Here is a 25,000-nt window from a genome sequence, read left to right on the forward strand (position 1 = left end):
AGCATGATCTGCACCGCCACGCTTGCTTGAGAAAATGTTTTTCGGGACAGCGCTTCGCACGCTTCCGCATCAGGCTTACTCGCGCGGAAGGTCGCTCTTCGCGATATCCCACAACAGCCTGTAGACGCCGCTGGTGATCACGAGCGGCTTCAAGGCTGCATTGCCGGTGATGCCTGCGGCCGCCGCGGGGACCGCGCCGACGTCGGTGGCGTCGATCAGCACGAACCAGTCGCCGGCGCCGGGATCGGGTTTCGCCGCATCCGGCGTGAGCGGTTTCGACAGGTCAGGGTCGTTCTCCAGAAGGTGCATCGAGATGATGCCGTCGCGCGAAGCTGGATCGAGTTGCTCCCGCAATGCAGCGCGGAGTTTGTCCGCGCCTTCGGCAGGTGGGCGCAGGCGGATGATGCCGAGGGCTGCACCCCTGCCGACGCCGCGGCTGATCGTGATGCGCGCAACGCCCCGGATCATGTTCTGAAAGCGCGCGATGTTGGCTTTCGACCAGTCGGTCTGGTTGGCGAGCGCCTTGCGATAGGCCGGGCTCTCGAGCACATCGAAGGTCGCGGTCGAGTAGAGGCTGAGATATTTCGGCTTGCCGTCATGGGCGACGTAGCGGCGGGCTTCCAGGAAGCCGTCGATGGCGACCCGTTCCTCGAGATGCTCGCGGTCGTACCAGCGATTGAATTCAGCTTCGTGCAAGCTGTCGATATCCATCGAGGTCAGCAGCATGCCTTGTCCGGCGATTGGCATGGAGTGCTCCTTTTTTGCCTGTTTTATCCGCGCAATATCGCCTGATCGCGCGGACCAGGGAAGCCGGTTCCCGGCACCACAGACCAAGGATTGCCACAATTGCCGCAATGCTGTTCAGCACCGGTTCACAGAGGTAGCATTTCATTCGTTACGCCAACTCTCGAGAAGAAAAGGGACGACCACCATGGCACGCATTCTGTGGGCATTGATCGTCGGTCTGGTGTCGTTCGCCTCGCTTCCCGTGCATGCGCAGGATCAGGAAAAGCGTCTCGCACTTGTCGTCGGCAACGGCGCCTATGAGGCCGGCGCGTTGCAGACCGCCGCGAACGACGCCGGCCTGATCGCGCAGACCTTGCAGGCCGCCGGCTTCGACGTGATCGGCGCACGCGATCTCGACGGCGAGACGCTGCGCAAATCGTTCCGCGATTTCATGCAGAAGGTGCAGGAGGCGGGGCCCAATGCCGTGGCCTTCGTGTATCTCGCCGGCTACGGCGTGCAGCTCACCGGCGAGAACTATTTCGTGCCGGTCGACGCCAAGATTGCCCGCGACACCGACGTGCCGGTCGAGGCGATCCGCATCTCCGACTACAGCCATCAGCTCTCGGCGCTGCCGATCAAGGCCGGCGTGATCGTGCTCGATGCGGCGCGCAGCAATCCCTTCGCCAAGGAGGGCCAGCCGCTGGCCGGCGGCCTTGTGCTGGTCGATCCCGATCCGAAGATGCTGATCGGCTTTAATTCGGCGCCCGGTACCGTTGCCCCTGACGGTGCGCCGCCCTACGGGCCTTATGCGCAAGCACTGGCGGAAATGATCCGCACCGGCGGCCTGACCCTGCCCGAGGTGTTCGACCGCGTCCGCCTGCGCGTCAACGAGATGACCAAGGGCGCCGAGATCCCGTGGGATGCGCACAAGGTCGACGCGCCGTTCATGTTCTTCGAGCGCAAGCCGGACGCGCCGCCGCAGCAGGTCGATGCCGGGCTGCGTACCAAGCCGATCCGCGATTTCTCGGCGCAGGATGCCTACGCCGCGGCGCTGGAGCGCGACACGCTGCAGGGCTACGAGGATTACCTGCAGGCCTATCCGAACGATCCGCTGGCCAAGCGCGTGCGCGCGATCGTGGCGGCGCGGCGCGAGGCGATCACCTGGCGGCGCACCTACAACGCCGACTCGACTGATGCGTATTGGTCGTATCTGCGGCGCTATCCGCGCGGGCCGCATGCCTACGACTGCCGGCGCCGGCTCGCCTATCTGTCGGCCGCGCTGGAACCGCCGGCGCAGTTCACGGTGCTCGACTACGACGTGCCGCCGCCGCCGCCCGACGAGATCGACTATGTCGACCGCCCGGTGCTGTATTACAGCGATCCGGTGTTCGCCTTCGCGCCGCCACCGCCGCCGCCGGTGTTCTTCCTGCCGCCGCCGCCGCCGGACTTCGTCGTGCTGCCGCCACCGCCGCCGCCGATCGGCCTGTACGTGCTGCCGACGCCGATGTTCGTGGCGATGCCGGCCTATGTCGCCGCACCGGCCTATGTCGTGCCGCCGCAGAACAACATCGTGTTCAACAACATCCACAACACCACGGTCATCAATACGGTCATCAACAATCCCAACCCGACGCCGGCGCAGCTCCATGCGGCCGGGGTGACGGCGGCGATGGGCGGCGCGCCGGTGACGGCGGCACCGCGACTGCCGGCCGCGGCAATGCAGCGCGCCAATCTGCCGGGCGCTCCGCAAGGCGTGACGCCCGCGCAAGGTGCGGCGATGGGAGCTCCGCGCGCCGCACCAAACGCTGCCGCGGCACCGAACGCTGCTGCCACTCCCAATGCCGCCGCCGCTCCGAATGCGATGGGCGCGCCGGGCACACCGGGTGCGCATACCCTGCCGGGCGCGAAAAATGGACCGCCGCTGCCGCAGTCGGCGACCGCACCGGCCAATGCCATGCAGCATGGCGCTGTGCCGCCGGGAGCCGCACAACCCGGCGCCGCGCAACCGGGGGCAAAGCCGAATACGGTGGTGCCGGGCAAGCCGGCGACTGCCATGGCGCCTGCCAATGCGCAGCCTGCTCCTCCGGCCAAGCCCGGTGTCGCGCCGGCGACAAACGCGCCCGCCTCACCCGCGGCCGCCGGCAAGCCAGGTGCGCAACCGCTTCCGCATGCGGCGACCGCTCCGACCGCAAACGTGAAGCCCTCGGCGGCGCCGTCACCGGCGAACCGCGCGATGTCGACACGGCCGACGCCGGCCGCGCGTCCGGCACCCGCGCGCGCGGCAGTGTCGCCGGCACCGGTCTCCCGGCCCGCGCCGGCGCATGCGGCAGCTCCGCCAGTCCATGCCGTAGCTCCGCCAGTGCGGGCTGCGGCTCCGCCGCCGCGGCCGGTTGCCCCGCCACCTCGTGCTGCGGCTTTGCCGCCGCGTCCGGCGCCGGCACCGGCTCCGCGCGCCGCGCCGCCGCCGCCACGGCCGGCGATGCAGGTGCAACACGCAGCGCCGCCACCGCGGATGGCGGCGCCGCCAAGGCCCGCGGCCGCGCCACGGGCAGCGCCGGCATGTCCTCCCGGCAAGTGCAAACATTGAGGGAAGCAAGGGAGCCGGTCGAACTCTTCACCGGCTCCTGATGTCGAGGGTGCTCCTGCGGCGGTCTAGCGCTTGGCCGCCAGATCCGCGATCGCCTTCATCACGGCGTTGCGGATGCCGGGATCGTAGAGGATGTGGCCGGCGCCATCGATGATGCGGACCTCGCTGCCCGGCCAGCGCGCGGCGAGCGCGTGCGATGTCGCGGGCGGGCACAACAGATCGTAACGGCCCTGCACCAGGATGCCGGGAATGCCGGCGAGCTTGCCGGCCTCACTCATCAATTGATGCGGCCGCATGAAGCAATTGTTGGCGAAGTAGTGCGCCTCCATGAACGGCGTCGAGGGCAGGGCGCCTGAAGCCTTGAGATCGAGCCGCGTCTGCTTCGGCGTGTGCTCCGACAACGCGCGTTCGGTGTCGTGCCAGGCCCGCGCGGCCGGCGCATGCACGGCGGCGTCCGGATCGAGAATGCGGCGATAATAGGCCGCAAGCGGCGATGCACGCTCGCTCTCGGGCAGGAAGTTGAGGAAGTCCTCGTGGAGGGCGGGATAGAAGCGCGGCAAGGCGCGCAGGAAAACGTCGTCCAGCTCCTCGGCTGTGCCGAGAAACGTCGCGCGCAGCACCAGCCCGCTGACCCTGTCAGGATGGGCCTGCGCATAGGCCAGCGCCAGCGTCGCGCCCCAGGAGCCGCCGACCACCATCCAGCGCGCGAAGCCGAACCGCTCGCGGATCTTCTCCATGTCCGCGATCAGGTGCTGCGTCGTGTTGTTGTCGCGGCTGCCCTTCGGCCGGCTGCGGCCGCAGCCGCGCTGGTCGAACAGCACGGCGTGAAAGCGCTCGGGATCGAACAGCCGGCGATGATCGGGCTGGCAGCCGCTGCCGGGGCCGCCATGCAGATAGACCGCGGGAATGCCGCCCTCGCGCCCGACGCTCTCGACATGGAGATCGTGGCCATCGCCGACGTCGAGCCATTCCGACGTCAGCGGCGCAAAGGGATCGGCACGCCTCGCGGCCTTGCCGACGTCGGCGTCAGGCGCCATTGCGCTTGTCCTGGGATTCGTTCCGGGGGGCGTCCGTCTCCAACGTGCCGCCGGCGAAGTTGCGATACAGGAAGCGGTTCTGCGTGCCGGCGGATTCCCGCTCGGCCTGCTTGAAGATCTCCTCGTGTCGCGGCGAGAGCGCGCAGGCCGGGTCGGTGTTGCCGGCATCGCCGGTCAGCGCAAAGGCCTGGCAGCGGCAGCCGCCGTAATCGACCTCGCGGAATTCGCAACTCTTGCACGGCTCTGGCATCCAGCCGGTGCCGCGATAGCGGTTGAAGGCCTCCGAGTTCTGCCAGATCCAGGCGATCGAATGATTCGAGCGCACCGATTCGAATTCGAGACCGGTGATGCTCTCGGCGGCGTGGCACGGCAGCACCTTGCCGGCCGGAGAGATGTTGAAGAACTGGCGGCCCCAGCCGCCCATGCATTTCTTCGGCCGCAGCGCGTAGTAATCTGGCACCACATAGTCGATCGCGAGCGTGCCCTTCAGGCGCATTTGGGCTTCCTCGACGATGCGGCTGGTCTCCTCGATTTGCTCGATCGTCGGCATCAGCGCGGCGCGGTTCTTCAGCGCCCAGCCGTAATACTGCACGTTGGCGACCTCGAGCCGGTCGGCGTCGAGATCGACCGCCATCTGGATGATGTCGGGCAGCTGATGCAGGTTCTGCCGGTGCATCACCGCATTCACCGTGAGCGGCAATTCGAGCTCGCGCGTCCATTTCGCGACCTCGAGCTTCTTTCTGTGCGCGTCCTTCAGCCCGGCCACGCGGTCGGCGACGTTGGGCTCGTTGCCCTGAAAACTGATCTGCACATGGCTGAGGCCGGCGTCGGCCAGCGCCGAAAGCTTGTCCCTGGTCAGCAGCACGGCCGAGGTGATCAGGTTGGAATAGAGCCCGACATCGGTCGCGTGCTGCACCAGCTCGACGATGTCCTTGCGCGCGGTCGGCTCGCCGCCGGAGAAATGGATCTGCAGCACGCCGAGCTCGGCAAGCTCGCTCAGCACCTTCTTCCATTCGTCGGTGGTGAGCTCGGTCGAGCCGCGGTCGAGCTCGACCGGGTTGGAGCAGTAGGGGCATTGCAGCGGGCAGCGGTGGGTGATCTCGAGCAGCACCGCAAGGGGAATGCCGTAGGTCTCGGCCGCCGAGCGGCGGCTCTCCAGCACGGCGAGCCCATCGCTTGGGGCTGCGCTCGGGCCCGGCGCTGTCGTCTTGTTGTCGGCGAGCGTGTCACTCATGCTGTGCTCTCGCGCGCTTCGGTGAGAAAACCCTTGTCGGCCAGATCCTGCAGCATCGCGATCACGTCGGTCGCGATCGCCTCGCGTGGGGCGGCGTATTTTTCGGCGAGCTGGTCCACCATCTCGGCGACACTGCGCACGCCGTCACACAGCTGCAGCACCTCGACCGCGATTTGGTCCGGCGCCAGCACGCGCTCCGGCGCCAGGATCACCCAGACCTGCCGCGTCTCGTCGAATTTCAGCTTGGTATGGCGCGGCAGTTTCGGCCGGCTGGTCTCGCTGACGCTGATGTTGCGGCTGGCCATGATCGTGTCTCTAACCTGTCTTCGGCACGAAGGCGCCGGGCGGAATCTGGCCGTCGACATACGCGTGATACAGCGCGTCGAGCTGCACCCACAGCACGTTGGTCTTGAAGATCAGCGCATTGCAGACCGCCTCGCGCTCGGCGGGCGTCCTGGCATGCTGCTTGACGTAGTCGAGCGCGAAGCCGGCGTCGCGCGGCGCCTGGGTGAGGCGACGGCTGAAATAGCTCATGATGTCGGGGTTGACGAAGTCGTAGTGCTTCAGCATCCCCGAGATGCGCTCCTCGTGCAGGTTCGGCGCGAACAGTTCGGTGAGCGAGGAGGCGATCGCCTCCAGCGGGGTGCGGTCGCGGCAGAAATGCACATAGGCTTCGACGGCAAAGCGCGTCGCCGGCAGAATGCCTTCGGTTGACTCCACGTAAGCCGTATCGAGGCCGAGGCCTTCGGTCAGCTTCAGCCAGCGCTCGATGCCGCCTTCATTGCCGAGATCGCCGTCGTGATCTTCGATACGGTGGCGCCATTCGATCCTTGTTTTGCGGTCGCGGAAGCGCGAGATCACCATCGCGTCCTTCAGCGGGATCGTGCTCTGGTAGTAATAGCGGTTCAGCGCCCAGGCCTGGACCTGGCCCTTGTTGAGCTTGCCGCCGTGCAGCAGGCGGTGGAACGGGTGCAGGCTGTGATAGCGCGTGGCACCGATCGTGCGCAGCGTCGCCTCCATCTCCTCGGCATTGTCGAGCGTGATGCCCTTGCCGATCGAGAGCGCGGTCATTCCTGAGGTCACCACGACATTCACAGCACGATCTCCGTTCCGTCGGAGGGAATCTGCCAGCCCGCCTGTTCGGCCGCCTTGCGTTCGGCCGAGGTCCCAAGCAGCGCCGGGTTGGAGTTGTTGATATGCAAAAACACTTTTCGTCCGATGTCGAGCCCGGCGAGGCTGGCGATCGCACCCTGATCGCCCGACATCGCGATGTGGCCCATGCCCTGGCCGGTCTTGTTGCCAAGGCCCGCCGCGATCAGTTCGTCGTCGCGCCACACCGTGCCGTCGAAAAACACCAGCGGGGCGCCCTTGAGCCGTGATTTCAGGTCGTCAGTCACCCGTGCGCAGGCAGCCAGGAAGTAGAAATATTTGCCGCTGCGCCTGTCCGCAATACGCAGGCCGAGAGTATCGCCGACGCCGTCGGCGCCCGCCGGATGCGCCTTGCCCTCAAGATACCACGCGCCCTTGCCGGGAACCTCAAACGGCAGCACCTCGAGCCCGGACGGCGATCCGTCGGGCAGGGCCGGTTCGAAGGCCTGATCGACCGCGATCGGCCGGCGGTCGACGTTCTTGTCGCTGAGCACGTTGAAGATGCTGTTCGCGCGCAGGATCGCGAGCACCCGCTCATGCGCGTAGATCGCAAATGGCGAACCTTCGCGCATCGACAGCAGCCCGGCGACCGCGTCGATCTCGCCATTGGTGAGGATGACGCCCGCGATCGGGCTATGGCGCAGTGCGCCGTGCTTCGGATGCAGCTGCGGCGTGACAATCAACTGCTGGCGCAGATCCGGGGACGCATTGACCAGGAACCAGTGCACACCATCGCCGCTGACGGCGATCGAGGCTTGCGTGCTCTGCAGTTCGGGATGGTTGCTCCGCGCCGTCCTGCAGACGGCACAGCCGCAGTTCCACTGCGGAACGCCGCCACCCGCCGCGGCACCCAGGACGACGACACGAAGCATGATCCGTCCCCTGGAGAAGCTTGGCCTGGAGAAGTTTGTTGGACCCAGAAACGTTACGAGGTGGACTCCGGATTTGAAACACACCCCCTTGCTCGGGAGCGCGTTACGCCCGGATGTCCACCTGCGCTAAAACGCTAAACGTGTAGAGGGCGCTGCCGCTTACTTGCGGGTTGCGCACATATACATGTTGATTTCCATGCCGACCGACACTTCGACGATCTTCGGTGCTTTCCAGGCCATTTGGCTCTCCTTGTTGCAACCGGACGAACTTTCCGCCCTGCAGAGTAAACTACTGTGGTTGGAAAAGTTCGCCAGTTAAATTTTCTGTAAGGTGCCGCCTCCAAGGGCATGCTGCACTGCGGCAAGCAAATCTTACCCACTCACAAATTTGTGCGCGCGTTTCCCGTCAAAAGCCCGTGGCATCAGACCTTTTTCCTGTTGTTAGCCACACGGTGAATGGTGATGTTGGAATAAGTAAACAGCAGCCCGCGGTCCTCCGAAGGTCCCGGTGACGATCCTGTGCTTCCCCGCGACGGGAGGCGACTAACCGAGCCGAGTTCAGCCGATGCCACGCTATTTCTTCAACACCCGTATCGGCGACGAGCTGATCTCCGATCCCGACGGCGAAATCCTGCGGGACCCGGATCGTGCGTGGGAAATGGCGCGCGCGATGATTCGCGAACTGCTCAAGACCGAGGGCGCCGACGGCGCGCTGCTCAGCGCCGTGATCGAGGTGACCGACGACGAGGGCGAGGTCGTGCTGGAATTTCCATTCACCGAGGCGATCCTCGATCGCCCGGACCGTTCGATGACAAGACACTGACGCGCGCTGGCCCGCCGCGCGGCCACAACCATGCGTTGGCCGATGCCAGCATGCTTCCGATTGCAATTGTCCGGACAAATTCGCAAGACTATGAACGGAAAGCCGAACGGCGCCGCGTGACGTCAATGGCGCAACCAACAACGGCTTCCACCCAGGGGAGATCTTCATGAAAAAACACTCGTTCGCACCGCGCAGCTTGCTGCTCGCGGGGGCCATGCTCGGGGCGTTCACGCTCTCTGCTGCGGCGCAACAGCCGGCCGCGCCGGCGGCAGGTGCCGCCCCCGCCGCCCAGCCGCTGCCGCCTGGCTCGCCCTTGATCGGGCGTCCGGACAATGAAGCCGCCGCCAAGCTCGCGCCGGTGGCGCCGCCGCCGCTTCCGTCCGCGCCCGACAAGCTGCCGCTCGCCAAGCTCAAGGTGCCGGCCGGCTTCAATGTCGAGGTCTATGCGGCCGGCATGGCCAATGCGCGCTCGCTGGCGCTCGGCGACAAGGGCACGGTGTTCGTCGGCAGCCGGCTCGTCGACAAGGTCTATGCGATCGTCAACAAGGACGGCAAGCGTTCGGTCAAGGTGATCGCCTCGGGCCTCTATCGTCCGAACGGAGTCGCCTTCAAGGACGGCACGCTCTACATCGCCGAACTCTCGAAGGTCTCCAAGATCGACAAGATCGAGGACAATCTGGACAACCCGCCGAAGCCCACTGTCATCTACGACAAGCTGCCGAAGGACGAGGCGCATGGCTGGAAGTTCATCGCCGTCGGTCCCGACAACAAGCTTTATGTTCCGGTCGGACAGCCCGGCAACAACGTGCTGCATGACGCCGACCACGGCCAGATCCGCCGCATGAATCTCGATGGCTCCGGCGCCGAGGTCTACGCGCTCGGCGTGCGCAACACGGTCGGCTTCGACTGGAATCCCGAGAACAAGCAGATGTACTTCACCGACAACGGCCGCGACTGGCTGTCGGAGACGGTGCCGGAAGACGAGCTCAACCGCATCACCAAGGCGGGCGAGGATTTCGGCGCGCCGTACTGCTACCAGGGCAACATCATCGACCAGGAGCTCGGCTGGGGCAAGAACTGCAAGGACTACACCGCGCCGGTCGGCCTGATGGGCCCGCACACCGCGTCGCTCGGCATGCGCTTCTACACCGGCAGCATGTTCCCGAAGACCTACAAGAACGTGATCTTCGTCGCGCGTCACGGCTCCTGGAACAAGTCGCAGAAGCAGGGCGGTGACGTGGTCGCTGTCAGGCTGAACAAGGACGGCACCGTGAAGTCGATGGAGCCGTTCCTGACCGGCTTCCTCGAAGACAACAAATATGTCGGCCGCCCGGTCGACGTGATGCTGCTGAAGGACGGCTCGCTACTGGTCTCCGACGACTGGAACGGCGCGGTCTATCGCGTCAGCTACGGCAAGCCGAAGGTCGCCAATCAGTAAGTTGAGGTAGCTCAGTCACCGTCATTGCGAGCGAAGCGAAGTAATCCATTCTGCCTTCGCGGCGATATGGATTGCTTCGTCGCTTCGCTCCTCGCAATGACGGAACATGCCAGGAGAGGCCAATGCACAAAACGATCATTGCGGTCCTGGCACTCGCCTCCGTCGCCGTGTCCGCAAATGCCGAGACCATCCAGGAGCGCGCCGCGGCGTGCTTTGCTTGCCATGGCGAGCATGGCACGTCCGAGACCGAGAACACGCCGTCGCTTGGCGGCCAGACGGCGCCCTATGCGCTGATCCAGCTTTTCATGTTCCGCGAGAAGCTGCGGGTGTTCGACCCCATGAACGAGATGGCGAAGCCGCTGACCGACGACGATTTGCGCAGCTTCTCGGATTTCATCGCAACCCTGCCGAAGCCCACGCCGCCCGCTGACGCCGGCGATCCGGCGCGGATGGCGCGGGGCCAGGCGCTGGCGCAGCAGAACCGCTGCAACAGCTGCCACAACACCGATTTCTCCGGCAAGGAGAATGTCCCGCGCATCGCCAACCAGCGCGAGGACTACCTCGCCAAGACGCTGGCCGAATACAAGGACAACAGCCGCCATGGCTATGACGCCACCATGGCCGACGTGATGCAAACGGTCACCAAGGAGCAGATCGGCGACCTTGCCTATTACATCGCGCATGTCCGCTGAAACATCAGGCGGCGGACCGCTGGCCATGTTCTCCGCGCGGCGCTAAAACGCAGCGTCACACGGAGTTGCACATGCAGGATATTTGGCGTCTGTCGGCGGCCGAGCTCGCCAGCCTCATCAAATCGAAGAAGGTGTCGGCGAAGGAGGCAGCGGAGGCGGGGCTCGCCCGGCTCGACGCGGTTAACCCGAAGCTCAACGCGGTGGTCGATCACCGGCCGGACGACGTGCTGGCGCAGGCAGCCAAGATCGATGCGGCCATTGCGCGCGGCGAGGCGGTCGGGCCGCTCGCCGGCGTGCCCGTCACCATCAAGGTCAATGTCGACCAGGAGGGCTACGCCACCACCAACGGGCTGAAGGCGCAGCGTGATGTCATCGCCAAGGTCGACAACCCAGTGGTCGCCAATCTGCGCAAGGCCGGCGCAGTGCTGCTCGGCCGCACCAATTGTCCGGCGGTCTCCTATCGCTGGTTCACCACCAACCTCATTCATGGCGACACCAAGAATCCGCGCGATCCCGGCATCACCCCGGGCGGCTCGTCCGGCGGCGCGGGTTCGGCGGTCGCGGCCGGCATCGGCCACATCGCTCACGGCACCGATATCGCCGGCTCGGTGCGCTATCCGGCCTATGCCTGCGGCGTGCACGGCCTGCGGCCAAGCATGGGCCGTATCCCGGCCTTCAATTCGGCTTTGCCGGAGCGACCGATCGGCCCGCAGATCAGCGCGGTCTCGGGCCCGCTGGCGCGCACCGTCAACGATCTGCGCATCTCGCTCGCGGCGATGTCGGCGCCGGACTATCGCGACCCCTGGTATGCGCCGGTGCCGCTCGAAGGCCCGCCGCGCGAGAAGCGCGTTGCGATGTGCCTCAATCCCGACGGTCTTAATCCGGTGCCGGAAGTGGTCGCCGCGGTGGCCGATGCCGGCAAGCGCTTGCAGAAGGCCGGCTGGATCGTTGAGGAAATTGCAAACACGCCGTCCTTGCGCGAGGCGGCCGAGATCCAGACCCGGCTCTGGCTCGGCGACGGCTATGAGGCCCAGCTCGCATTCGCCGAGCGCGAGGGCGATCCCGGCGCACTGGCCTGCCTGCGCGGCGTCCGCGCCCGGGTGCATCCGTTCGACCTGTCGCAGGCGCTGACCCGCCGCGCGACCCTGACGCGCGAATGGTTCGCCTTCTTCGAGAAATATCCGGTGCTGCTGATGCCGGTGTCCGGCGAGCTACCGTTCCCCGACCATCTCGACCGCAAGGACGAGGCGTCGTTCGCGCGGGTGTGGCACGCGCAGCTGCCGCAGATTGCGATCCCGTTCATGGGGCTTCCCGGGCTCGTGGTCTCCACCGGTCTCGTCGGACGGATCCCGGTCGGCGTGCAACTGGTGGCCGGACGCTACCGCGAGGATCTCTGCCTTGCCGCTGGTGAGGCGGTCGAGGCCGGCGGCACGCCGTCGTCGCCGATCGATCCGGTCAGTTGAGATGGCGACCGTCTACGATTTCACCGCCAAGTCGCTCGCCGGCGACGACGTGCCGCTGCAGCGGTTCGAGGGCCAGGTGCTGCTGATCGTGAACACGGCGAGCGCCTGCGGGTTCACGCCGCAATACAAGGGCCTGCAGGAGCTGTACGCCGGCCTGTCGCCGCGCGGCTTTGCCGTACTCGGCTTCCCTTGCAACCAGTTCGGCGCGCAGGAGCCGGGCGATGCGAAGCAGATCGCCGCGTTCTGCGAGACCAACTACGCCGTGACGTTTCCGCTGTTCGCCAAGATCGACGTCAATGGCTCAGGTGCGCATCCATTGTACGAACACCTGAAACGTGAGAAGTCGGGCCTGCTCGGGCCCGCGATCAAATGGAACTTCACCAAGTTCCTGGTTGATCGCGCCGGCAAGGTCGTTGCGCGGCATGCGCCGACCGCCCGGCCCGAAGGATTGAGGAAGGAAATCGAGGCGCTGCTATGAGCGACGACAACGACACCAAGGACCAATTCCCTGACCGCCTCTCGGTCGATCCGAACAGCCCGTACTACAATGCGGATATTCTCGCCCGCGATGTCGGCATCCGGTTCAAGGGTGTCGAGAAGACCAATGTCGAGGAGTACTGCATCAGCGAAGGCTGGGTCCGCGTCACCGCTGGTAACGCCAAGGACCGTTACGGCAATCCGCTGACCATCAAGGTGCACGGGCCGGTCGAGCCGTATTTCCGGGATAAGACGAAGTCCTGAAGCCACTTCCTCTGCCGTCATTGCGAGCGAAGCGAAGCAATCCACGTCTCCGCTCGTTGAGAAATGGATTGCTTCGTCGCTTCGCTCCTCGCAATGACGATGAGAGGACGGCAAACCTAACTTAGAAAGCCCCCCATGTCCGTCCGTATCGTCGACGTCCGCGAGGTCACAAAACCGATCTCCTCGCCGATCCGCAACGCCTATATCGACTTCACCAAGATGACCTCGAGCTTGGTGGCCGTGGTCACCGACGCGGTGCGCGACGGCAAGCGGGTGGTCGGCTACGGCTTCAATTCCAACGGCCGTTACGGGCAGGGCGGTCTGATCCGCGAGCGCTTTGCGCCGCGCCTCAAGGAAGCCGATCCGAAATCGCTGCTCGATGCCGATGGCGGCATCTCGATCCGGACAAGATCTGGTCGACGCTGATGTCGAACGAGAAGCCGGGCGGCCATGGCGAGCGCTCGGTCGCGGTCGGCACCATCGACATGGCGGTGTGGGACGCGGTGGCGAAGATCGCGGGCAAGCCGCTGTTCCGGCTGCTCGCCGAGCGCCACGGCCTCACCGCCAATCCGCGCGTCTTCGTCTACGCCGCCGGCGGCTATTACTATCCTGGCAAGGACCTCGGCGCGCTGCGCAAGGAGATGCGCGGCTATCTCGACCGCGGCTACAACGTCGTGAAGATGAAGATCGGCGGCGCGCCGCTTGCCGAGGACCGCGAGCGCATCGAGGCGGTGCTGAAGGAGATTGGCAGCGCGGCGCAGCTTGCGGTCGACGCCAACGGCCGCTTCGATCTGGAGACCGCGATCGCCTACGCCAAGATGCTGCGTGAGTATCCGCTGTTCTGGTACGAGGAGGCCGGCGACCCGCTCGACTACGCGCTGCAAGCCGCGCTGGCCGAGTTCTATCCGGGGGCGATGGCGACCGGCGAGAACCTGTTCAGTCACCAGGATGCGCGGAACCTGATCCGCTACGGCGGCATGCGGCCGGACCGCGACTGGCTGCAATTCGATTGCGCGCTGTCCTACGGGCTCTGCGAGTATCAGCGCACGCTCGAGGTGCTGAAGACCCACGGCTGGTCGCCGAGCCGCTGCATCCCGCATGGCGGCCACCAGATGTCGCTCAACATCGCGGCCGGCCTCGGCCTCGGCGGCAATGAGAGCTACCCCGACCTGTTCCAGCCCTATGGCGGGTTCCCGGACGGCGTGCGTGTCGAGGGTGGCCACATCGTGATGCCCGACCTTCCCGGCATCGGCTTCGAGGGCAAATCCGATCTCTACAAGGAGATGAAGGCGCTGGCGGACTAAGTCCGGCCAGCGACTGCCGATCCGCTGGGCGCGGGGTGGGCACGAGCTTGATCGCAAAATATTGTGAGCGTTGCTCAAGAAATTATTGAACGTTGCTCATTTTTGGATATACTCATGAAGAACAGGGCGTCTTTGTCCCGGATGATCGGGAGCAGGCGCAAAAACCGGCCGTGAGGATAGCCGCATGCCATATTCAGCCAAGGATCTCCGGGACGCCGCCAATGCCGGAGTGATCAGCCCGGCCGATCTGGAACGGTTGCTCGCTTTCCTGGCGAGCAGCGCCGGGCAGGGGCCGGCGGGCGATGCAAGTCCCGCCGCCAAATTCGATGCCGCGCATGTGCTCTGGTACGCCGGCGCGCTCATCGTGATCGGTGCCATGGGCCTGTTCTCGACCCTGGCCTTCACCCAGATGGGCGGCCGCGCGCTCACGGCATGCGCGATCGCCTATGCGGTCGGGTTCAGCGTGGCGGGTCACCACCTCTGGCACGACAAGAATCTGCGGGTTCCCGGCGGCCTGCTGATCGCGATCGCGGTCTCGATGGCGCCGCTCGCGGTCTACGGCATCCAGGACGAGCTTGGCTGGTGGGGCAAGTTCGGCAAGCCGGGAACCGTGCAGGACTTCTACGTCTGGGTGAAGGGCCGCTGGATCTTCATGGAGATCGCGACCGTCGCCGCCGGCATTGTGGCGCTGCGCTACTACCGCTTCGCCTTCATCGTCGCGATCATCTCGGTCGCGCTGTGGTTCATGTCGATGGACCTGGCGCCGTGGTTCAGCGGCATGGCTCACGCCGATTTCGAGATGCGCCGCAGGGTGTCGATCTGGTTCGGGCTTGCCGTGCTCGCGGTGGCGTCGATCGTGGACTATCGCAGCCGCAACGGCGACTTTGCGTTCTGGCTGCATCTGTTCGGCCTGATGGCGTTCTGGGGCGGAATTAGCGCGTCCGAAGGCTCAACCGAATTGAGCAAGGCGGTGTACTGCCTGCTCAATGTCGGCCTGATCGTGATCGCCGTGATCCTGATGCGGCGCGCCTATGCGGTGTTCGGCGCGTTCGGCATCTGCCTCTATCTCGGCCATCTCGCCGACGTCGTCTTCAAGGACTCGCTGTGGTTTCCGTTCTCGCTGTCGCTGATCGGCATTGCCGTGATCGCCGCAGGCCTGCTCTACCATCGCAACGAGCGTGCGATCACCGGCTGGATCGACGCGCATCTGCCGGCAGGGTTGCGGCCGCGGTCCGCAACCGCATGACCGCGACGTCCTGATCGTTTTAGAACCGCTACAATCTGGAATCGCTACAAGAAGTGCGGCGCGCAAGCGCCGCTCTTCGTTTCCAGGCGCAAATCCGGAAGCCAACAGAAACCATTCGCATCCTTGACTTTTCCGACCCTGCGCTCGCCGCGAGGTGTATCCGCGTCCATTCGTCGCGATTTTATTCCGTCGTCACGCAAAAATTTTCTCGCGCCCGTCGTCTGGACGCACAGCGCCTCACCTCTCTAGAGGACGGCGCATCGCCTTCAGCGAAGGCGAGAGTTGCTTGGGGACGACGTCATGACATCAAGATCACAAGCCCATCGTCGCACTGTCTTGCTTGCGCTGCTCTCGGCGAGCTATCTCGCGCTGAGCGTTCCGCTCGCAACATCTGCCGCACAGGCGCAATCGGCGCCGGCCGGCGCCTCGTCGCTGCCGCCGGTGACGGTCACCGCGCCGGCCACGCAACGCCGCCGCAACGCACCGTCGACATCGCGTAACACCACCGCAGCACGAGGCCGCCGCACCCAGACGGCACGGCGGATCGCGCCCGCGGCGGCGGCAAAACCCTTCGCGGAATCGCAGGACGCCCGCACCGGCACATCGGGCTATTTCGCCAACAGCACGTCGGTTGCGACCAGGACCAACACCGCGATCGTCAACATCCCGCAATCGCTCAACGTGATCACGCGTGAGCAGATCCGCGACCAGAACTACCAGGGCCTCACCGACGTCACCCGCTATGTCCCCGGCGTTGCCGTGCACCAGGGCGAGGGCAATCGCGACGAGCTCGTGATCCGCGGCGTCGATTCCAGCGCCAACTTCTTCGTCAACGGCTTTCGTGACGACGTGCAGTATTTCCGCGACATGTACAACGCCCAGAGCATCGAGGTTCTGAAGGGGCCGAGCGCATTGACGTTCGGCCGCGGCGCCGGCGGCGGCCTGCTCAACCGCACGCTGAAGGAGGCCGACGGCAACCGCGTCTACGAGGCGACGGCGCAGACCGGCTCGTGGGGTGATCGCCGCGTCAGCCTCGATGCCGGGCAGGCGATCAACGACAACGTCGCAGCAAGGCTCAACGTGTTCTACGAGGGTGCCGATGCCTTCCGCGATTTCAATCATCTCGAGCGCTACGGCATCAATCCAACGGTAACGCTGAAGCCCGACGACAACACCAAAATCAAACTGAGCTACGAGTACTTTCACGACGAGCGCACTGCCGATCGCGGCAATCCCTCGCAGGGTCTGCCGGGCGGCGCGACCCGCTTCAACCCGACCACGCCGTTCGCGCCGAACGGCGACTTCTCGACCTTCTTCGGCAGCCCAAGCCTGAACACCGCGCAGGCGACGGTGCAGACCGGCATGGCCATCATCGAGCACGATTTCGAGAATGGGCTGACGGTGCGCAACGGCACCATCGCCGCCGACTACCAGAAATTCTATCAGAACGTCTATCCAACGGGCGGTCCGCTCGCCGGCGCGGTCAATCCTGCCGACACCGCGGTCAATCTCGGCGCCTATCAGCACACGACGAACCGCGACAATGTCTTCAACCAGACCGATTTCATCTACAAGGCCTGGACCGGGCCGCTGTTCCACACCGTCGGCTTCGGCACCGAGTTCGGCCGGCAGACCGGCGTCGATATCCGCAACACCGGCGTGTTCCCGAACGGCGCCAACACCATCGTGCAGAACCCGTTCGCGCCGACCTATTTCGGCCCGGTGACGTTTCTTCACCACTTCACCGGCACCAACAGCGACGGCGTCACCACGCCCGATTCGAACAGCCGCTACGCGCTGAACATCCAGTCCGGCTATGTCAGGGACACCATCGAGATTTCGCGCGCCGTGCAGATCATCGCCGGCGCGCGGTTCGATCGCTACGACATGTCGGCCACCGACATGAACACCAACATCAATCGCAATCGCGTCGACAATCTGGTGTCGCCGCAGGGCGCCCTGATCATCAAGCCGATCGATTCGATGTCGGTCTACACCGCCTACAGCGTCTCCTTCCTGCCGGCCTCGGGCGACCAGTTCAGCGCGCTGAACGACGGCACCCTGATCCTGCAGCCGCAGCGCTTCGAAAATGTCGAGCTCGGCATGAAGTGGAACATCAATCCGAAGCTGCTGTTCTCGACCGCGGTCTACAATCTGAACCGCACCAACCAGCCGATCGCCGACGGCAACAATCCCGGCTTCTTCTTCCCCTCCGGCAGCACGCTCACGCGAGGCGTCGAGGCGAGCCTGACCGGCTATGTCACCGCGCAATGGCAGTCGTCGCTGGCCTATGCCTACACCGACGCGAAAATCACCGGCGCCACCTCGGCGACCGTCGTGCCCGGCAACCGCGTCCAGCTGGTGCCGTACAATCAGTTTGCCTGGTGGAACAAGTATCAGTTCACGCCGATGTGGGCGGCTGCGCTCGGCGTGATCTATTTCGGCGATTCCTTCGCCTCGTCCGACGATACGGTGCGGCTGCCGGGCTTCGTGCGCTTCGATGCGGCGATCTATGCCAAGATCGACGAGACCTGGAGCGCCCAGCTCAATATCGAGAACATTTTCGACAAGGGCTATTGGGCGTCGGCTGACGGCAACAACAACATCTCGCCGGGACAGGGGCGGACGGTAAGGCTGATGGCGCGGGCGAGGTTCTAGCTTTCACCGTCATGCCCGGGCTTGTCCCGGGCATCCACGTCTTTGCCGCGGTCTATAAGAAAGACGTGGATGGCCGGGACAAGCCCGGCCATGACAACGGTAGAGAGGTGTGCTCGCAATGACGTGGAGAGGGGTTGGCCCTGTCATCCCAACCGCATGTCCAGCAGCCGCCGGCCTTCGCCCTTCAACAGCTTCTTCACCGCGCTCGAGGCGATCACCTCGCCATTGTTGGCGTAGGCTTCGTGGTTCTTCTCGATGTCGTCGAGGCGGTAGAGGTAGTTGACCATGATGCCGGCGGATTCGCGCAGGCCCTTGGGCGAGAGATCGCCGAGCCAGTTGATCCGCTCCAAGCGTGCGCCGTTGCCGAGATGGAAGCGCGCGACCGAATCGATCAGTCGTCCCTTCGGCGTGCGCGCCTTCAGGAAATAGTAGGCGGCAAGCGGCTCCAGCACGGCGCGCAGCTGGGTCGCGAGCTCGGCGTTCTCGAACCAGTCGGGCTTGCCGAGGCTTTCCAGCAGCCGGCGGTCCTCCTCTGTGAGCGGCACGTCGTCGGCCTGCTTGACCCACTGCATGAAGCCCGGCACCGGCGACAGCGTCACGAAGTTGTCGAGCTTCGGCAATTCGCGGCGCAGCTCCTCGACCACCTGCTTGATCAGGAAGCTGCCGAAGGAGATGCCGCCAAGGCCGCGCTGGGTGTTGGAGATCGAATAGAACACCGCGGTGCGGGCGCGCTCGACCGGAACCGGGTCGCGCTCTTCGGCCAGCAGCGGCGCGATTGCGCCCGGGATGGCTTCCGTGAGCGCGACCTCGACGAAGATCAGCGGCTCGTCGGCCAGCGCCGGATGGAAGAAGGCGTAACAGCGGCGATCGATCGGATCGATGCGGCGGCGCAGATCGTCCCAATCGCGGATCTCGTGCACGGCCTCATAACGGATGATCTTCTCCAGAATATTGGCCGGAGACGACCAGTCTATCCTGCGCAGCACGAGGAATCCCCTGTTGAACCAGGACGAGAGCAGATGCACCACGTCGCGATCGAGCGCGGCAAGGTCCTTGTTGCCCTTCATCAATGAAAGCAGATCCGAGCGGATCGACACCAGCTCGCCGGTGCCGCCCGGCGCGCGATTGAGCCGGCGGATCAATTCCTGGCGGCGCGGCTCGGAGGCGAAATGCAGGTCGCTCGCGTCATCGCCATTGGCCTTGGCGCGCCAGCTTTCGATCGCCTGCGCCAGCTTGGCGTGATCGGGGCCAAAATCGCGGGCCAGCGTCTGGAAGAACGACAGCCGCCCGGCGGCATCGAGATGGTGGTAGCGGTCGAGCACTTCGCGCGCCATCGCGGTGCCGGAGGCTTCGCCGCGGCCGGATAACAGCGCCTCGCACAATTCCAGCAGTTCGGACGCATCCTGCTTGTCGTTGGCCGGGCTGGCGCGGCCGAGCAGGACGCGGCCGCGTTCGGAAATCGTCGAGAGCAGGTCGGAGAAGAAGGCATTGGCCATGAGCAGGTCGTATCCAGCAGGTCGTATCCAGTGAAGCCGGACCTTACACGGGATTTAAGGTCGGGAGCACAGCAATCAAGCGCATGGATCGTACGGAAATATGTCGCAGCGCGACAGCGGTATAATTCGTCATCGCTGCGCCCGGTGACAAACCCGGTTCACGTTTTCTCGCACGTTTTCTCCGCGAACGCGGTCGGTGTCTTGCCGGTAACCTGGCGGAACGCGTGGGAAAATGCCGGCACGCTGGCATAGCCGAGGTCGGAGGCGACCTGCTTGACCGAAACATTCGCGCTGCTCGACAGGCGCTCGATCGCGGCCGCGATGCGGGCGCGCTGGCACCAGCTCTTGAACGAGAGCTGCGTCTCCGCCGAGAACAGCCGCGACAGCGTCCGCGCCGAGGTGCCGACGGTGCGCGCCAGCGCATCGATGTCGTGGTCCTGCGTCGGATCGGCCAGCACGAGGTCGGCGGCGCGCCGGCAGCGCGGCTCCTGCGGCAGCGGGATGAAGGTCGCGGAATCCTCGGCCTGGTGCAACTCCAGCATCACGAGGCGGATCAACAGATCGGTGCGCTCGCGTCCGCATGAGGCGTCGAACAGCGCGAGGATCGCCTGGTGCACCAGCGGCGACACCCGCACCACGAATTCGTGGTCGAGGCTGTCGCTGCGCTTTTCGCGCGCGAGCCAGGCCTGGTCGAAATACAGCGTGCGCATCTCGATGTCGGCGAGCACGTCAATCGCGTGCGGGAGCAGGGCAGGGACCCACACCGCGCGGTCCGGCGGCACCAGCCAGCGCCCCTTGGGCGTCGTCACCTGCATGGTGCCGCTGGCGGCATAGACCAGCTGTGCCTCGCGGTGCATGTGCGGCTCGAGCCGGACGCCCTTGCGGTAGCTGCGCGCCACCAGATGCACGCCGTCCCCGGTGACGCGCCGGTCCTGGTGGAGGGCTCTTATTGGCGGCTCAGCGATAGTCATTGGCGACATCCCGTCAGGACAAGCACCTATAACCTATTTTCGAGCAATTGAAGAATCGCGTGAGAGACGTGCCGATGAACGGTCCAAGCAACAGTCCCAGCCGGGTGATCACCTTCGTCAATGCGGCCCATTTCATCGATCACTACGCGATGCTGATCTTCGCGGCCGCCGTCATCATCATGGGCCCGGCGCTCGGCATGGCCTATTCGGAACTGCTGCCTTATGCGACCCCGGGCTTCATCGCCTTCGGCGCCGGCTCGCTGATCACCGGCTGGCTCGGCGACCGCTGGAGCCGCCGCCACATGATGGTGATCTTCTTCGTCGGCATCGGCCTGTCGATGATCTCGGTCGGCTTCGTGCAGACGCCGCTGCAGCTCGGCGCCGCGCTGCTGGCGATCGGCATCTTCGCCTCGATCTATCATCCGGTCGGCACCGCGATGATCGTGTCCTATGCCGAGAAGCTCGGCGCCCAGATGGGGATCAACGGCGTCTGGGGCAATCTCGGGGTCGCCTCGTCGGCGCTGGTCACCGGCGTGATCGGCCAGTATCTCGGCTGGCGCTGGGCGTTCATCGTGCCCGGCACGGTCACCGTGCTGATCGGCATCGTCTTTGCGATGACGGTGGTGCATGAGGACCGCAAGGGCTCCAGGCAGGCCGCCGCGCAGGTGCGGGTCGCCAAGGAGGACATGTGGCGCGTGGTGCTGTCGCTCCTGATCGTGGTGATCGCGATCTCCACCACCTTCAACGCGGTGACGGTGGCGCTGCCGAAGCTGTTCGCCGAACGGCTCGCCGACCTGACCAAGAGCCCGGCGCTGCTCGGCGTGATCGCGGCCGGGGTCTATGTGTTCGGCGCGATGACGCAGTACACCATCGGCAAGCTGCTCGACAGATATTCGCTGAAGACGGTGGCGCTGCCGCTGTCGTTCCTGCTGGCGCCGTTCCTTTATCTGGCGGCGAGCCTAAACAACCTGCCGCTGATCGTGGTCTCGATCGGCATCGTGATGGGCGCGTTCGGGCAGGTCACGGTGAACGATGCCATGGTCGGCAAGTACACCACCGAGGAATGGCGCTCGCGCGCCTATGCGGTGCGCTATTTCGTCGGCTTCACCGCGGCCGGCGCGTCCGTCGGCCTGGTCGCCTGGCTGTACGACCAGGGCGGCTTCTCGATGATGCTGCGCGCGTTCGCGGCGCTGTGCCTGCTGGCGATTGCGGCCGCGATCATCCTTCCGCGCGAGATCCGCACCCCGGCCACGCAGGCGGGCTGACGCAGGGGCGGTTTTGCCGCCCGTTTGCCGTTGCGACGAGGCGTGCCCGACCGGCGGGCCTCGGCCGACGGCGGATAACCGTGACATGGTCACGCTTCGCGAACTTTGTTCCGACCCGCAGGTGTGGTAGGTTCAAGCGGGCCTCGGGGACGAAGGCGCCGGTTGCGCCTTGAACACGTCTTTGCGGAGCAGCCGGAGCGCCATGGGAGAAATTCGCGACTTCAAGTCAGGCCGGTCACAGCCCGACAACACACAGCCTCCCGGCGATTCAATGCCGCGACGCCTCGCCGCGATCGTAGCGGGCGATATCGCCGGCTACAGCCGGTTGATGCAGCTCGATGAGGAAGGCACGCATGCGCGCGTCAAGCGGACCCTGCGCGATCTGATCGAGCCCACGATCGCCGAGCACCACGGCAAGCTGGTCAAGACCACCGGCGACGGCTTTATCGCGATGTTCGACAGTCCGGTCGAGGCCGTCCGCTGCAGCATCGTGATCCAGCAGAACATGATCGGCCGCAACGCGGCGATCGCGAGAGATCACTGGATCGAGTACCGGATCGGCGTCAACCTCGGCGACGTCATCATCGAGCCCGATGATATCTATGGCGACGGCGTCAACGTGGCCTCGCGCCTGGAAGGGATCGCAGCGCCGGGTGATGTCTTCATCTCGGGCGGCATCTACGAGCAGATCAAGCACAAGATGGTCTGCGGATACGAATCGCTCGGCGACCGCAAGGTCAAGAACATCACCGATCCGGTCCGGGTTTATCGTGTGCTGCCGGATGCCGCCGCGTACCAACGGACGCGCAGGCGCCGCGAGTCCGTCCTGCTCACGCTGCTCGGATTGGCGGTCGCGATCATCGCCGGAGGCGTGCTGTGGTATCTGCTCGTCCAACCGCGCGGCAAGCCGGCCGACGTGGCACAGGCGCCTCCGTCACCGACGGCATCACCTGCCGTCCAGCCGCCGGCACCAAGCCCGGCTCCGACCCAAACCGCAAGCCCGGCCCCGGCGGCACCGACGCAGCAAGCGTTGCCTCAACCTGCGCCCTCCGCGAGCCCAACCCCGGACCTGCCGGAACCCGAACTGGTCTCGCTTCAAGCCGGCAGCTTCTCGATGGGAAGCAATGACGATCCTTCCGAGCGGCCGATCCGCCGGGTGACGGTCAAGCCCTTTGCCATGGGCAAATATCCGGTCACGGTCCGCGAATGGAACACCTGCGCGGCGGCCAAGGCCTGTGGCTTCACGGCCAGCGGCAAGGACGACGTTCCGGTCACCAATGTGAGCTGGAGCGATGCGAAGCAATATGTGACCTGGCTCGCCGAGCGCACCAAGAAGCCCTACCGGCTGCCGAGCGAAGCCGAGTGGGAATATGCGGCGCGCGGCGGAACGCAATCGAAGTACTGGTGGGGCGACCAGATGCAATCGGGCCACGCCGGATGCAAGGATTGCGGCGGCGACGGTTCGGCCGAGCAGCCGGTCAAGGTCGGCAGCTACAAGCCGAATCCGTTCGGCCTCTACGACATGGGCGGCGGGGTCGATCAATGGGTCGAGGATTGCTGGCACAGGAATTACCAGGGCGCGCCGACCGACGGTGCGGTCTGGTCCGGCGGCGACTGCGCCTCGCATGTCATCCGCTCCGGCTCGTGGAAGAATGACGCACGCTATGTGCGTCCGGCCAATCGCGATAATTACGACACCAATGTCCGTTACCCGACCCACGGTTTGCGGGTCGCGCTGTCTCCCTGAGCGATCATCCCTGATCGCCAGGCTTCATGGAGGGGCTATGAAAAGTGCAGGCTTGATCATGCTCGCCGCGGCACTGACGTTGTTCGCGGCCCCGGCCGACGCGCAGAACAAGCCGGCCGGCAAGGACACCAAGCTGTATTTCATCTGGCCACGCGACGGCGCTAAGCTGAAAAGCCCGTTCTGGTGCCGCTTTGGGCTGCGCAACATGGGCGTCACCCATGCCGGCGACGACTACCCGAACAGCGGCCATCACCATCTTCTGATCGACGTGAATGAGCCGTTGAATCCGAATGAGCCGATCCCGTCGGACAAGTCTCATCTGCATTTCGGTGCCGGCCAGACCGAGACGCAGCTCGACCTGGCGCCCGGCAAGCACACCTTGCAGTTGGTGCTGGGCGACGCCAAGCACTATCCATTCAGCCCGCCGGTCGTCTCCGAAAAAATCACCATCCGGGTCAGATAGGCCGATACGGATAGCTCCCTTGCCGGAACCGGCGCTTGCACAAGGCCGCGCCGTGCGGTTTGTTGCGCGCCTGCCGGACAGCAAGATTCGGCATGGAGGAAGTCTGATGTCGTCTCGACTGCTGCGTCTGGCCGGCCTCGTTCTGGGAGTGATTGTCATGGCCACATCAGCGGCTGCCGACGCCTTGAAGGATCAGATCGCGCCGACCGGGAAGCTCCGGGTCGCGATCGCGATCAGCCCGGCCGGCGGCGCGTTCTGGTCGACCAAGACCGAGAACGGCTATGCGGGCGTTCCCGTCGATCTCGGCCGCGAGATGGCGGCGCAACTCGGCATCCCCGTCGAATATGTCGTGCACCAGAATTCCGGCCAGATCACCGAGGCGGCGGCCAAGAGCACCTGGGACATCACCTTCCTGCCCAAGGATCCCGAGCGCGAGACTAAGATGACGTTCGGGCCGATCTACGAGGTTGCCGACGCCACCTATATCGTCAAGCCCGGCTCGACGATCACGAATTTCGCCACGCTCGACCAGGACGGCGTCAAGGTGGCTGCCGTCAATGCCACCACCACGATGCGCGGCGCGATCGCCCATCTCAAGCACGCCAAGGTCACGGGCTATCAGACCTATGACGAGATATTCAATCTGCTGAAGAGCGGCGAGATCGACGCGTTCGCATTGTCGCGCGATCAGCTCAATGCGATGGCGAAGAAGATTCCGGGCACGCGCGTGCTGGACGAGACCTTCAAGCAGACCGTCACCGCGGTCGCGGTGCCGCTCAACCATCCGTTCGCCGCGGCCTTCGCCACCAGGTTCATGACGGAGGCGATCGCCAACGGCACGCTGCGCAAGGCCTATGACAACAACGGACTGAAGGGCGCGCCGGTCCGCACCGAGGTGAAGTAGCGGCGCATCGGCAGGCTGACACGCGGGCACGGCGGTCGCGCCGGGCCCGCGGCTGGGCTGCGCATTTTTCGTGGGCGACATCTGTGCAGGCTGCATAAATCCGCGCCATCGCGCCGGCCGGTTCCTCTACGGGTCAGCTAAGTCATTGCATTAACGGAGATTTCGTGCCAGCCGCCAGCGTCGC

General features: G+C 65.2%; 22 protein-coding genes and 1 pseudogene. 14 read left to right on the top strand and 9 right to left on the bottom strand.

From position 1 onward, the window contains the following. Positions 1-75: 75 nt before the first annotated feature. Positions 76-747 (bottom strand): DUF4286 family protein, encoded by a 672-nt coding sequence (locus J6525_RS10095; RefSeq protein ID WP_225644046.1) that lies wholly within the window; start codon positions 745-747, stop codon positions 76-78. A gap of 184 nt (positions 748-931) precedes the next feature. Between J6525_RS10095 and J6525_RS10100 the strand changes: the two genes are divergently transcribed. Continuing rightward, positions 932-3,313, top strand: a complete 2,382-nt coding sequence (locus J6525_RS10100) for a caspase family protein (RefSeq protein ID WP_225644048.1) — start codon at positions 932-934, stop codon at positions 3,311-3,313. Between the two features lie 65 nt (positions 3,314-3,378). Here the strand turns inward: J6525_RS10100 and pip are convergent, their stop codons facing one another. The 6 genes from pip to pqqA form a co-directional block, all read right to left on the bottom strand. Further along, entirely contained in the window at positions 3,379-4,350 is a 972-nt protein-coding gene (gene pip, locus J6525_RS10105) for a prolyl aminopeptidase (protein WP_225644050.1), read from the bottom strand. Beyond that, on the bottom strand, positions 4,340-5,584 hold the full coding sequence (gene pqqE, locus J6525_RS10110; protein ID WP_225644052.1) for a pyrroloquinoline quinone biosynthesis protein PqqE: 1,245 nt from the start codon (positions 5,582-5,584) through the stop codon (positions 4,340-4,342). Before pqqE ends, pip begins: the two co-directional genes overlap by 11 nt. Further along, complete coding sequence (pqqD, locus tag J6525_RS10115; RefSeq protein ID WP_225644054.1) at positions 5,581-5,889, bottom strand: pyrroloquinoline quinone biosynthesis peptide chaperone PqqD; 309 nt, start codon at positions 5,887-5,889, stop codon at positions 5,581-5,583. The genes pqqE and pqqD overlap by 4 nt, the downstream gene beginning before the upstream one ends. Positions 5,890-5,899: 10 nt before the next feature. Beyond that, positions 5,900-6,655, bottom strand: coding sequence for a pyrroloquinoline-quinone synthase PqqC (gene pqqC, locus J6525_RS10120; protein WP_225644115.1), 756 nt, complete (start codon positions 6,653-6,655; stop codon positions 5,900-5,902). Positions 6,656-6,675: 20 nt separating this feature from the next. Then, positions 6,676-7,605: a pyrroloquinoline quinone biosynthesis protein PqqB gene (gene pqqB, locus J6525_RS10125; protein WP_225644056.1), complete on the bottom strand. Its 930-nt coding sequence runs from the start codon at positions 7,603-7,605 to the stop codon at positions 6,676-6,678. Between the two features lie 159 nt (positions 7,606-7,764). Then, positions 7,765-7,845 (bottom strand): pyrroloquinoline quinone precursor peptide PqqA, encoded by an 81-nt coding sequence (gene pqqA / locus J6525_RS10130; RefSeq protein ID WP_035635412.1) that lies wholly within the window; start codon positions 7,843-7,845, stop codon positions 7,765-7,767. A gap of 325 nt (positions 7,846-8,170) precedes the next feature. Here pqqA and J6525_RS10135 point away from each other — a divergent pair, with 325 nt between their 5' ends. From J6525_RS10135 to J6525_RS10175, 9 genes and pseudogenes are all read left to right on the top strand, one after another. After that, positions 8,171-8,428, top strand: coding sequence for a DUF6894 family protein (locus J6525_RS10135; protein WP_028332662.1), 258 nt, complete (start codon positions 8,171-8,173; stop codon positions 8,426-8,428). A gap of 166 nt (positions 8,429-8,594) precedes the next feature. Further along, the gene (locus tag J6525_RS10140; RefSeq protein WP_225644058.1) at positions 8,595-9,866 is read left to right on the top strand and encodes a PQQ-dependent sugar dehydrogenase; all 1,272 of its coding nucleotides are present in this window, start codon (positions 8,595-8,597) and stop codon (positions 9,864-9,866) included. A 122-nt stretch (positions 9,867-9,988) separates the two neighbouring features. Continuing rightward, positions 9,989-10,558, top strand: a complete 570-nt coding sequence (locus J6525_RS10145; protein WP_225161068.1) for a c-type cytochrome — start codon at positions 9,989-9,991, stop codon at positions 10,556-10,558. Between the two features lie 71 nt (positions 10,559-10,629). Beyond that, positions 10,630-12,021, top strand: a complete 1,392-nt coding sequence (locus J6525_RS10150) for an amidase family protein (protein ID WP_225644059.1) — start codon at positions 10,630-10,632, stop codon at positions 12,019-12,021. Position 12,022: 1 nt separating this feature from the next. Further along, positions 12,023-12,499, top strand: coding sequence for a glutathione peroxidase (locus J6525_RS10155; protein ID WP_225644061.1), 477 nt, complete (start codon positions 12,023-12,025; stop codon positions 12,497-12,499). Continuing rightward, positions 12,496-12,762: a DUF3297 family protein gene (locus J6525_RS10160; RefSeq protein ID WP_092085724.1), complete on the top strand. Its 267-nt coding sequence runs from the start codon at positions 12,496-12,498 to the stop codon at positions 12,760-12,762. Before J6525_RS10155 ends, J6525_RS10160 begins: the two co-directional genes overlap by 4 nt. A gap of 135 nt (positions 12,763-12,897) precedes the next feature. After that, positions 12,898-14,066, top strand: a pseudogene (locus J6525_RS10165) (mandelate racemase/muconate lactonizing enzyme family protein). A gap of 184 nt (positions 14,067-14,250) precedes the next feature. After that, a complete protein-coding gene (locus J6525_RS10170) occupies positions 14,251-15,312 on the top strand; it encodes a hypothetical protein (protein WP_225644063.1) in 1,062 nt (353 codons plus the stop codon). Positions 15,313-15,612: 300 nt separating this feature from the next. Next, a complete protein-coding gene (locus tag J6525_RS10175; protein ID WP_225644065.1) occupies positions 15,613-17,970 on the top strand; it encodes a TonB-dependent receptor in 2,358 nt (785 codons plus the stop codon). Between the two features lie 143 nt (positions 17,971-18,113). On the opposite strand, the gene J6525_RS10180 is transcribed toward J6525_RS10175, so the two are convergent. Next, positions 18,114-19,466, bottom strand: a complete 1,353-nt coding sequence (locus tag J6525_RS10180; RefSeq protein WP_225644066.1) for a malonyl-CoA decarboxylase — start codon at positions 19,464-19,466, stop codon at positions 18,114-18,116. Between the two features lie 158 nt (positions 19,467-19,624). Beyond that, positions 19,625-20,437: an AraC family transcriptional regulator gene (locus J6525_RS10185; protein WP_176937028.1), complete on the bottom strand. Its 813-nt coding sequence runs from the start codon at positions 20,435-20,437 to the stop codon at positions 19,625-19,627. A gap of 74 nt (positions 20,438-20,511) precedes the next feature. On the opposite strand from J6525_RS10185, the gene J6525_RS10190 reads away from it, so the two are divergent. The 4 genes from J6525_RS10190 to J6525_RS10205 all read left to right on the top strand — a co-directional run bounded on the left by J6525_RS10190 (position 20,512) and on the right by J6525_RS10205 (position 24,816). Continuing rightward, positions 20,512-21,702, top strand: coding sequence for an MFS transporter (locus tag J6525_RS10190; protein ID WP_225644068.1), 1,191 nt, complete (start codon positions 20,512-20,514; stop codon positions 21,700-21,702). Positions 21,703-21,904: 202 nt separating this feature from the next. Continuing rightward, a complete protein-coding gene (locus J6525_RS10195; protein ID WP_225644078.1) occupies positions 21,905-23,449 on the top strand; it encodes an SUMF1/EgtB/PvdO family nonheme iron enzyme in 1,545 nt (514 codons plus the stop codon). A 37-nt stretch (positions 23,450-23,486) separates the two neighbouring features. Beyond that, on the top strand, positions 23,487-23,912 hold the full coding sequence (locus tag J6525_RS10200) for a DUF4399 domain-containing protein (RefSeq protein WP_028342408.1): 426 nt from the start codon (positions 23,487-23,489) through the stop codon (positions 23,910-23,912). A gap of 157 nt (positions 23,913-24,069) precedes the next feature. Beyond that, positions 24,070-24,816 (top strand): transporter substrate-binding domain-containing protein, encoded by a 747-nt coding sequence (locus J6525_RS10205; protein WP_225644080.1) that lies wholly within the window; start codon positions 24,070-24,072, stop codon positions 24,814-24,816. Positions 24,817-25,000: the final 184 nt, after the last annotated feature.

Origin of the sequence: Bradyrhizobium australafricanum (assembly GCF_020329495.1) — a bacterium.
In the GTDB taxonomy this organism is placed as follows: Bacteria; Pseudomonadota; Alphaproteobacteria; order Rhizobiales; family Xanthobacteraceae; genus Bradyrhizobium; species Bradyrhizobium australafricanum.

Bases quoted from the DNA above. Each gene is read 5' to 3' on its own strand.
- J6525_RS10195 (WP_225644078.1), top strand. From the start codon at position 21,905: ATGGGAGAAATTCGCGACTTCAAGTCAGGCCGGTCACAGCCCGACAAC.
- J6525_RS10200 (WP_028342408.1), top strand. From the start codon at position 23,487: ATGAAAAGTGCAGGCTTGATCATGCTCGCCGCGGCACTGACGTTGTTC.
- J6525_RS10190 (WP_225644068.1), top strand. From the start codon at position 20,512: ATGAACGGTCCAAGCAACAGTCCCAGCCGGGTGATCACCTTCGTCAAT.
- pqqD (WP_225644054.1), bottom strand. From the start codon at position 5,889: ATGGCCAGCCGCAACATCAGCGTCAGCGAGACCAGCCGGCCGAAACTG.
- J6525_RS10095 (WP_225644046.1), bottom strand. From the start codon at position 747: ATGCCAATCGCCGGACAAGGCATGCTGCTGACCTCGATGGATATCGAC.
- J6525_RS10160 (WP_092085724.1), top strand. From the start codon at position 12,496: ATGAGCGACGACAACGACACCAAGGACCAATTCCCTGACCGCCTCTCG.
- J6525_RS10145 (WP_225161068.1), top strand. From the start codon at position 9,989: ATGCACAAAACGATCATTGCGGTCCTGGCACTCGCCTCCGTCGCCGTG.
- J6525_RS10175 (WP_225644065.1), top strand. From the start codon at position 15,613: ATGACATCAAGATCACAAGCCCATCGTCGCACTGTCTTGCTTGCGCTG.
- J6525_RS10170 (WP_225644063.1), top strand. From the start codon at position 14,251: ATGCCATATTCAGCCAAGGATCTCCGGGACGCCGCCAATGCCGGAGTG.
- J6525_RS10150 (WP_225644059.1), top strand. From the start codon at position 10,630: ATGCAGGATATTTGGCGTCTGTCGGCGGCCGAGCTCGCCAGCCTCATC.
- pip (WP_225644050.1), bottom strand. From the start codon at position 4,350: ATGGCGCCTGACGCCGACGTCGGCAAGGCCGCGAGGCGTGCCGATCCC.
- J6525_RS10205 (WP_225644080.1), top strand. From the start codon at position 24,070: ATGGCCACATCAGCGGCTGCCGACGCCTTGAAGGATCAGATCGCGCCG.
- pqqE (WP_225644052.1), bottom strand. From the start codon at position 5,584: ATGAGTGACACGCTCGCCGACAACAAGACGACAGCGCCGGGCCCGAGC.
- J6525_RS10100 (WP_225644048.1), top strand. From the start codon at position 932: ATGGCACGCATTCTGTGGGCATTGATCGTCGGTCTGGTGTCGTTCGCC.
- J6525_RS10140 (WP_225644058.1), top strand. From the start codon at position 8,595: ATGAAAAAACACTCGTTCGCACCGCGCAGCTTGCTGCTCGCGGGGGCC.
- J6525_RS10135 (WP_028332662.1), top strand. From the start codon at position 8,171: ATGCCACGCTATTTCTTCAACACCCGTATCGGCGACGAGCTGATCTCC.
- J6525_RS10155 (WP_225644061.1), top strand. From the start codon at position 12,023: ATGGCGACCGTCTACGATTTCACCGCCAAGTCGCTCGCCGGCGACGAC.
- J6525_RS10185 (WP_176937028.1), bottom strand. From the start codon at position 20,437: ATGACTATCGCTGAGCCGCCAATAAGAGCCCTCCACCAGGACCGGCGC.
- pqqC (WP_225644115.1), bottom strand. From the start codon at position 6,655: ATGACCGCGCTCTCGATCGGCAAGGGCATCACGCTCGACAATGCCGAG.
- pqqB (WP_225644056.1), bottom strand. From the start codon at position 7,605: ATGCTTCGTGTCGTCGTCCTGGGTGCCGCGGCGGGTGGCGGCGTTCCG.
- pqqA (WP_035635412.1), bottom strand. From the start codon at position 7,845: ATGGCCTGGAAAGCACCGAAGATCGTCGAAGTGTCGGTCGGCATGGAA.
- J6525_RS10180 (WP_225644066.1), bottom strand. From the start codon at position 19,466: ATGGCCAATGCCTTCTTCTCCGACCTGCTCTCGACGATTTCCGAACGC.